7 protein-coding genes and 2 pseudogenes are annotated in these 8,142 nt (G+C 62.2%); 1 reads left to right on the top strand and 8 read right to left on the bottom strand.

The window, feature by feature from the left end; genetic code table 11:
• Positions 1 to 4: 4 nt before the first annotated feature.
• Positions 5 to 70: pseudogene (locus HLUSI_RS34025) on the top strand (NRDE family protein); the annotation flags it as partial.
• 57 nt (positions 71 to 127) lie between these two features.
• On the opposite strand, the pseudogene HLUSI_RS27855 reads toward HLUSI_RS34025, so the two are convergent.
• The 8 genes and pseudogenes from HLUSI_RS27855 to HLUSI_RS0109430 all read right to left on the bottom strand — a co-directional run.
• A pseudogene (locus tag HLUSI_RS27855) lies at positions 128 to 469 on the bottom strand (molybdopterin-dependent oxidoreductase); the annotation flags it as partial.
• A 118-nt stretch (positions 470 to 587) separates the two neighbouring features.
• Positions 588 to 1,508: a ketopantoate/pantoate/pantothenate transporter PanS gene (panS, locus tag HLUSI_RS0109460; RefSeq protein ID WP_016833737.1), complete on the bottom strand. Its 921-nt coding sequence runs from the start codon at positions 1,506 to 1,508 to the stop codon at positions 588 to 590.
• A 244-nt stretch (positions 1,509 to 1,752) separates the two neighbouring features.
• On the bottom strand, positions 1,753 to 2,910 hold the full coding sequence (locus HLUSI_RS0109455; protein WP_016833736.1) for a branched-chain amino acid ABC transporter substrate-binding protein: 1,158 nt from the start codon (positions 2,908 to 2,910) through the stop codon (positions 1,753 to 1,755).
• Between the two features lie 243 nt (positions 2,911 to 3,153).
• Entirely contained in the window at positions 3,154 to 4,821 is a 1,668-nt protein-coding gene (ettA, locus tag HLUSI_RS0109450; protein WP_029363325.1) for an energy-dependent translational throttle protein EttA, read from the bottom strand.
• 60 nt (positions 4,822 to 4,881) lie between these two features.
• Positions 4,882 to 5,760, bottom strand: coding sequence for an EamA family transporter RarD (gene rarD / locus HLUSI_RS0109445; protein WP_016833734.1), 879 nt, complete (start codon positions 5,758 to 5,760; stop codon positions 4,882 to 4,884).
• A 96-nt stretch (positions 5,761 to 5,856) separates the two neighbouring features.
• Positions 5,857 to 6,309: an ureidoglycolate lyase gene (locus tag HLUSI_RS0109440; RefSeq protein WP_016833733.1), complete on the bottom strand. Its 453-nt coding sequence runs from the start codon at positions 6,307 to 6,309 to the stop codon at positions 5,857 to 5,859.
• Between the two features lie 24 nt (positions 6,310 to 6,333).
• The gene (locus tag HLUSI_RS0109435) at positions 6,334 to 6,855 is read right to left on the bottom strand and encodes an ureidoglycolate lyase (protein WP_016833732.1); all 522 of its coding nucleotides are present in this window, start codon (positions 6,853 to 6,855) and stop codon (positions 6,334 to 6,336) included.
• On the bottom strand, positions 6,842 to 8,053 hold the full coding sequence (locus HLUSI_RS0109430; protein ID WP_029363324.1) for an amidase: 1,212 nt from the start codon (positions 8,051 to 8,053) through the stop codon (positions 6,842 to 6,844). The genes HLUSI_RS0109435 and HLUSI_RS0109430 overlap by 14 nt, the downstream gene beginning before the upstream one ends.
• Positions 8,054 to 8,142: the final 89 nt, after the last annotated feature.

The raw sequence follows: 8,142 nt of genomic DNA, 5'->3' as shown, positions 1-8,142 counted from the left end.
GCCGCTGATTGCGGCGGCCAATCGCGACGAGTTCTACAACCGCCCGGCCAGCGCCGCCGGCTGGTGGGAAGACCAGCCCGACGTCTACGCCGGCCGCGACCTGCAAGCCGGCGGCACCTGGCTCGGCGCCGGCGGCATTGACGACGTCGGCCAGCAAGGGACCGCTCAGCACATGCTGCTTGTTGTCGTATTCCAGCGTCGGCTTGATGATGACCTGCGGCAAGGCGCTCAAGGCCGCGAAGTCGAAGGTGTGGGCCCGGTTGAATTGCAGCTTCTGCTTGGCCATCATCTGATCCAGCGCCGGATCGAGCGCACCGCGATTGCCTGCACCGATGGCGCCGGTCAGTGTCAGCAGCACCGGACCGGCGTCTTTTGGAACACTGCAGGCGACCGGCTTTTTCTGGTTGGCGGCCATCGCGGCGGTACTCATGCCGAGCAGACCGGCGGCCAGGAATTGTCTTTTTTTCATGCTTGGTTCTCCTTGTTCAGCACAGGCGATGCGCAGCATGATGCACGATAAACGCCGGCGACGGCTACAAAAAAAAGCGGACCTGAGTCCGCTTTTTTCATGTGCAGCAGCGACCGTATCAGGCCTGATCCTTTGGTGGACGACCGCGCCAGTAACCGGCCAGCATCGAACCCGACAGGTTATGCCAGACCGAGAACAGCGCGCCCGGCAATGCCGCCAGCGGCGTGAAGTACAGCTTGCCCAGCGCCGCCGCGAGGCCGGAGTTCTGCATGCCGACTTCGATCGCCAGCGTGCGGCAGATGGCTTCATCGAAACCGAGCAAACGGCCGCCCCAGTAACCGCCCAGCAGGCCGATGGCGTTGTGCAGGATCACGCCCACCAGCACCACCAGGCCGACCGAGGCAATGCTGGCCTGGCTGCCGCCGACCACCGCTGCAATGATCAGCAAAATCGCCACCATCGATACCAGCGACAGGTAAGGCTCGATGCGGCGGATCAGCTTGCCGGCGAACAGGTTCAGCACCAGCCCGACCACGATCGGCACCACCACGATCTGCACGATGCTCATCAGCATCGCGTGCGCGTCGAAGTGGATCGAGGCGTCGACGTACAGCTCGGTCAGCAGCGGCGTGGCGAACACGCTCACCAGCGCCGACAGCGTGGAGATCGTTACCGACAGGGCGACGTCGCCGCGCGACAGATAAATCATCACGTTCGACGCCGTGCCGCTGGCGACGCTGCCGACCAGCACCATGCCGGCGGTCAGGTCGGGCGGCATGCGCAGCAGCTTGGCGATCACCCAGGCCGCCAGCGGCATGACCAGGTAATGCAGGATGATGCCGGCGGCGACCGGCGCCGGGCGTTTGACGATGCGTTTGAAATCGTCCAGCGTCAGCGTGACGCCCATGGTCAGCATGATCAGCGTCAGCAGCAGCGTGACGTGCGGACCGATCGGCGTGAAGGTGGCGGGAGAAAAATAGGCGGCGGCGGACAGCAGCAGCGCCCAGAGAGGAAACAGGCGGGTAAGACTGGCAAGCATGATTGAGATCGATTCAGCGGAGTAAAGAGATTGTTATTGGAAGTAGCTCCGCGGATGGCGCGCGAGTGCAGTAGAGGCGGCGATGAATGCGCGGAATTGTCATCCGATGATGCGATCGCGCCGGCCCGGCCGTGCGTCTTGTGGAAACACGAAGGCGTCATTCTACCTGCGCGCGCAAATCCTTGCCGGCGGCGGCTTTGCAGCATTCACACTGACATTTTTCTGACGCTGAAACTGCGCCGTCTCAGCGCATCGTATTGGTCTTCATCGCCGTCCATTTCTGGTTCTGCGCTTCGTAGATGGTGTAGGACGGCGAACGCGGATTGCCGACGGCGTCGAAGGCGATGATACCGGTGAGGCCCTTGAAACTGATCTCGTGCAAAGTGTTGGTGACCTTGCGCGGGTTAAGCGAATTGGCCCGGCGTACGGCGGCCATCAGTACATGCGCAGCGTCATAGGCGTACGGCGTCATGCTGTAGACCTGGAAGTCGAAGCGCTGATTGAAATCGGCTTCGAATTTCTTCCAGCCCGGCATCTTGTTGAATGGAATGCCGGCTTCCTGCGCAACCGTACCGTTGACGGCGACGCCGCTCGATATCAGGAACGACGAGCCGACGATGCCGTTCATCGAAGTCACCAGCCGCGCCTTGACTTCCAGACGCAACATGCTTTGCGCCAGCATGCTGGTCTGCGCCGAATAACCGCCGAAGAAAACCGCATCGATGTCTTGTGCCTTGACGCGCTGCAGGATCTCGCCGAAGTTCATCAACACGTCGCTGACCGAATCGCGGCTGACGATGACTGCGCCATGTTCGCGCGCCACCTCGCTGAAACGCGTGCCGACGTTGACGCCGAAGACGGTGCCGTTGTCGATGACCGCGATGCGCTGCGCATGCAATTCCTTGACGGCGTATTCGCCCAGATAGATACAGGCGTCGTCGTCGATGCCGAGCATGCGAAAGGTGGTCCGGAAACCCTGCCCGGTGTATTTCCGCAAGCTGGAGGTGGGCGAGATTTGCGGCACGCCGGCGTCGGCAAAAATCTTCGATGCGGCGATGCTGGTGTTGCTGTTGGTGCCGCCGATGACGCCGATCACCCCGGCCTTCACCAGCGCCTGCGCCACACGTTGCGTGCGTTCGGCGTCGTTGCGGTCGTCCATGCGCAGCAGGCGGAATTGCACACGTTTCCCATTGATCTTGAAGGGCTTGCGGTTGGCTTCGAAGATCGCCAGTTCGGCAGCGTTGGCCAGGCTCTTGCCAAAACTTTCAGAGACGCCGCTGAGCGCGCCCACAAAGCCTATCGTCACGGTCTGGACTTCCTCGCTGGCGAGCGCTCCGGAAGCGTGCAACGCCAGCGACAATATGCAAAACATCAGCATGCGTCGATATTTGAGGAAAAGCATGTCACCTCCGTATGAACCTAGTCTTAGCAAGCGCTTGTTCTTATACCCCACACAGAGTTAACACACGATCAAAAAAATACGAAAAGACATCAACATTGCATTGCCGCGCCCTAAACAAAATGCCCCGCAGAGCGGGGCATAGTTGCGACATGGCAAGCTTGAAGACGGAAGGAGCGAAGTCGCCGTCGGATTGTCATTCCACTCCGCAATATTCGGAGCATCAGACCCCGGCGACTCGCCGCATCAACGGGTTACCGGCTTGTAGCGAATACGCTTCGGCTTGGCGCCTTCTTCGCCGAGGCGCTTCTTCTTGTCGGCTTCATACTCCTGATAATTGCCGTCGAAGAAGCTGACCTGCGAATCGCCTTCGAACGAAATGATGTGCGTGGCGATACGATCCAGGAACCAGCGATCATGGCTGATCACCAGCACGGTGCCGGCGAACTCCAGCAAGGCATCTTCCAGCGCGCGCAGGGTTTCCACGTCGAGGTCATTGGACGGTTCATCAAGCAGCAGGACGTTGCCGCCTTGCAGCAGCGTCTTGGCCAGATGCAGACGACCGCGTTCGCCGCCGGACAGGTTGCCGACGATCTTTTGCTGGTCGCCGCCCTTGAAGTTGAAGCGGCCGAGATACGCCCGCGAAGGCATTTCGAAACGGCCGACCGTCAGGATGTCGGCGCCGCCGGCGACGTCTTCAAACACGGTCTTCTTGTTTTCCAGGTCTTCGCGCGACTGATCGACCAGCGAGATGCGCACGGTAGGTCCGAGCACCAGCTCGCCGCTGTCCGGCTGTTCGCGGCCCGCCAGCATGCGGAACAAGGTCGATTTACCGGCGCCGTTCGGGCCGATGATGCCGACGATGGCGCCGGCAGGGATCTTGAAGTTCAGGTTGTCGATCAGCAGACGATCGCCGTAACCCTTGCTGACGCCCTTGAACTCGATGACTTCATTGCCCAGGCGCTCGGCCACGGGAATGAAGATTTCCGAGGTCTCGTTGCGCTTCTGGTATTCGTGCTCGCTCAGCTCATTGAAACGCGACAGGCGCGCCTTGCTCTTGGCCTGGCGGCCCTTCGGATTCTGGCGCACCCATTCGAGTTCCTTGGCGATGGTTTTCTGGCGCGCCGATTCGGTGGCTTCTTCCTGTTTCAGGCGGGCTTCCTTCTGCTCCAGCCAGGACGAGTAATTGCCCTTCCATGGAATGCCGTGGCCGCGGTCCAGTTCGAGGATCCATTCGGCGGCATTGTCGAGGAAGTAGCGATCATGGGTGATCGCCACGACGGTGCCCGGGAAGCGCAGCAGGAACTGCTCCAGCCAGTCCACCGATTCGGCGTCCAGGTGGTTGGTCGGTTCGTCGAGCAGCAGCATGTCGGGCTTGGACAGCAGCAGTTTGCACAAGGCCACGCGGCGCTTTTCACCACCCGACAACACGGCGATCCTGGCGTCCCACGGCGGCAGGCGCAAGGCGTCGGCGGCCATTTCCAGTTGCTGGTTCAGGCTGTTGCCGTCGGAGGCGGAGATGATCGCTTCCAGACGCGCCTGCTCGGTGGCGAGCGCATCGAAGTCGGCGTCTTCTTCGGCATAGGCGGCGTACACGGCGTCGAGCTTGGCTTGCGCTTCGAACACTTCGCCGAGCGCGCTTTCGACTTCCTGGCGCACGTTCTTTTCCGGATCGAGCTGCGGCTCCTGCGGCAGGTAACCGATGTTCAGGTTCGGCGCCGGCGTTGCTTCGCCTTCGATTTCCTTATCGATGCCGGCCATGATCTTGAGCAGCGTCGATTTGCCGGAACCGTTCAGGCCGAGCACGCCGATCTTGGCGCCGGGGAAGAAGGACAGCGAGATGTCTTTCAGGATCTGACGCTTCGGCGGCACGATCTTGCCGACGCGGTTCATAGTGAATACGTATTGAGCCATGTTTGGATGCCAATGATGAAGGTAAAAATGAGGGTGAAAACTACTTGCCGGATCCCGTGATCAGGCGCTGAGCGTACGGCCCTTGGCGGACCACAAGCGCCACAATCCTTCCAGGGAGTATACAGCCAGCGCGGCCCAAATCACCACGAAACCTGTCAGGCGCGGCCCGTCGAACGGCTCGTCATAGATGAAAACTCCGGTCAGCAGCTGCATCGTGGGCGAAATGTATTGCAGCAATCCCAACAGGGACAAGGGAATCCGGCGCGCCGCGCGGGCGAACAGCAGCAGCGGAATCGCCGTGACCGGCCCCGACAGCGCCAGCAGGATCTGCGACATCGGCGACGCCTGCAAGAAACCGTTGTTGCCGTGCGCCGCGGTGACCGCCAGGATCGCCAGCACCAGCGGCGCCAGCAGGATGGTTTCCAGCGCCAGGCCTTCCAGCGCGCCGAGGTGGGCGATCTTGCGCAGCAAGCCGTAAATGCCGAAGGTGGCGGCGATGACCAGCCCGATCCACGGCAGCGCGCCGTTGATCCAGGTCAGCCACAGCACCGCGCCGAGCGCCATGAAGACCGACAACCATTGCAAGGGACGCAATTTTTCCTTGAGGATCACATAGCCCAGCAGCACGCTGATCAGCGGACTCATGAAGTAACCGAGGCTGGCATCGACGATACGGCCGCTGTTGACCGCCCACACGTACAACACCCAGTTGCCTGACAACAGCAAGGCGCTGAGCAGGAATCCCAGCAGCACGCGCGGCTTGCGCACCACCTCACCGAGCCAGGCCCATTGACGCTTCCAGGTCAGCACCGCCACCAGAAATAGCAGCGACCAGAAAATGCGCTGAAGCACGATGTCGAAGGAGCCGACATCCTGCAGCAGCTTGAAGTAAAGCGGGAACAAACCCCACAGGAGGAAACAGCTTATCGCGTAAAACATGGCGACCTAAAGGATGAGCAAACGATGGAAAAATGGAACGGCAGAAATGGAAGCGCCGCGAAAACTCTGGAAAGTTTCGCGGCAGCAAGGGCATTATCACAGGATTTTTATTTTCCGGCTGGCGCGGCGCAGCGTGACGGCCTGGCCCGGCTCGACGATGAAGGCCTGGATGGCGTCTTCATCGGGCGCGCCAATGCCCTGCGTCACCACCACCAATATGCGCCCCTGCGCCATCGGCACGAAGCTCTGGCTGCCCAGCAGATGCCGCTCGAACATGGTCAGCGCATAGGGCGCGACGTGCGTGCCGTCCTGCGTGCGGAAGATCGCCACGCATGCCTCGCCGCCCTGCTCGCTCACGTCCAGTTGCGTCAGGTCGTCGAAGCGTTGTGCGGTGCCTTCATTGATCGGCGAACTGTTGCCGCTGCCATTGCCGCAGCCATTGCCATTGTCGGGTGGCAGGATGGCGTCGCCGAACGGCGCGAACGCGACTGGCGTCAAGGTTTGTGCAACGATGACGCGGCCGGGCGACGAGGGCTCAGGCGAGTTCATCGATGAGCTTTCTCGACAGGCGGATCAGCGCCTGGTCGCTACCCTGCGGACCGATGATCGAGAAACCGAACGGCGCGCGGTGGATGGCGGTCTGGTGATCATCGGGTGATGCCATACGCCGCGGCGCAGCGTGACGGCCTGGCCCGGCTCGACGATGAAGGCCTGGATGGCGTCTTCATCGGGCGCGCCAATGCCCTGCGTCACCACCACCAATATGCGCCCCTGCGCCATCGGCACGAAGCTCTGGCTGCCCAGCAGATGCCGCTCGAACATGGTCAGCGCATAGGGCGCGACGTGCGTGCCGTCCTGCGTGCGGAAGATCGCCACGCATGCCTCGCCGCCCTGCTCGCTCACGTCCAGTTGCGTCAGGTCGTCGAAGCGTTGTGCGGTGCCTTCATTGATCGGCGAACTGTTGCCGCTGCCATTGCCGCAGCCATTGCCATTGTCGGGTGGCAGGATGGCGTCGCCGAACGGCGCGAACGCGACTGGCGTCAAGGTTTGTGCAACGATGACGCGGCCGGGCGACGAGGGCTCAGGCGAGTTCATCGATGAGCTTTCTCGACAGGCGGATCAGCGCCTGGTCGCTACCCTGCGGACCGATGATCGAGAAACCGAACGGCGCGCCGTCCAGCGTCATCAGCGGCAGCGAAATCTGCGGGCAACCGGACAGACCCGCCAGGCACAACATGCGGACGGCCTGGTTGCGATAATTCTCCAGCACCTCTTCCGGGTCGCTCAGCAGCGGCGCGACATCCGGCATGCTCGGCAGCACGATCACGCGATCGTTGCCGAGCAGGCGCAGGAAATCTTCGGTGAAGCGCTGGCGCACATTGCTGTGCTCTTCCATCTGCTGTGGCGTGATCTTGGCCGACCAGGCAAAGCGCTCGGCGACGCCGGGACCGAGTTGCAGGTCGTGGCGGGTAATCGTGTCGCCGTGACTTTGCCAGGCCTCGTATCCCTGGATGTGGCGGAACGCCCAGTACAAGGCATCGAACGACGGCGTCGCGGTCTTGACCGGCAGCGGCGCGCCAATCAGGCCGGACAGACGCTCCAGCGTCTGCATGAACACCGCCTGCACGCGCGGCTCAAGCAGCGCCAGTACGTCGGCCGCCACCAGTACCTGCGGCATGGCCGGCATGCCATCGGGCAGCAAGCAAGTGTCTTCGCGCAGCAGCACCTCTCCCACGCGCGCAAAGCTGTCGATGTCGCGTGCGAACCAGCCGCAGGTGTCGAACGACGGCGCCAGGTCCATGCAGCCCTTGAGGCTCACGCGCGCATGCGTGGGGCGCAGGCCGATCAGCCCGCAGTGGCTGGCGGGAGCACGTACGGAACCGCCGGTATCGGTGCCGAGTGCAACATCCGCCAGCCCGTTGGACACCGCAGAGGCCGACCCCGAACTGGAGCCGCCTGGAATCCGCTCGGGCGCGCCGCCGTTGCGCGGCGTGCCGAAGTGGGCGTTCTTGCCGTTCATCGAGAACGCCAGTTCGTCGGTATAAGTCTTGCCGATGAACGTGGCGCCGGCCTGCGCCAGCGCGATTACCGAGGGCGCCGATGCGGTCTTGATGCCGGACAACGCCAGCATGTGCGGGTTGCCGCATCCGGTCGGATAGCCGGCGACGTCGAAGATATCCTTCACTGCAAAGCGCAGGCCCGACAACGGGCCCGATGAAATCGCCGTCGTCATCGATGCGGGATAGGGAACGAAACAATGTGCGGCTTGCGCCGCGGAGATGTCGACTGACATGGATGATTCTTTCGGACGAGAAAAGGAAGTATTGGTCTGATTGCCCATGACATGGAACGGTTCAGTTCGCCGTCGCCGCGACGTCACCA

Source organism: Herbaspirillum lusitanum P6-12 (genome assembly GCF_000256565.1).
Classification (GTDB): Bacteria; Pseudomonadota; Gammaproteobacteria; order Burkholderiales; family Burkholderiaceae_D; genus Herbaspirillum; species Herbaspirillum lusitanum.
This window is presented reverse-complemented; position numbering and strand designations above follow the sequence as displayed.

What these genes read in the sequence shown, in the direction of transcription:
- panS (WP_016833737.1), bottom strand. Translation starts at nt 1,508, where the DNA reads ATGCTTGCCAGTCTTACCCGCCTGTTTCCTCTCTGGGCGCTGCTGCTG.
- HLUSI_RS0109455 (WP_016833736.1), bottom strand. Translation starts at nt 2,910, where the DNA reads ATGCTTTTCCTCAAATATCGACGCATGCTGATGTTTTGCATATTGTCG.
- ettA (WP_029363325.1), bottom strand. Translation starts at nt 4,821, where the DNA reads ATGGCTCAATACGTATTCACTATGAACCGCGTCGGCAAGATCGTGCCG.
- rarD (WP_016833734.1), bottom strand. Translation starts at nt 5,760, where the DNA reads ATGTTTTACGCGATAAGCTGTTTCCTCCTGTGGGGTTTGTTCCCGCTT.
- HLUSI_RS0109440 (WP_016833733.1), bottom strand. Translation starts at nt 6,309, where the DNA reads ATGAACTCGCCTGAGCCCTCGTCGCCCGGCCGCGTCATCGTTGCACAA.
- HLUSI_RS0109435 (WP_016833732.1), bottom strand. Translation starts at nt 6,855, where the DNA reads ATGAACTCGCCTGAGCCCTCGTCGCCCGGCCGCGTCATCGTTGCACAA.
- HLUSI_RS0109430 (WP_029363324.1), bottom strand. Translation starts at nt 8,053, where the DNA reads ATGTCAGTCGACATCTCCGCGGCGCAAGCCGCACATTGTTTCGTTCCC.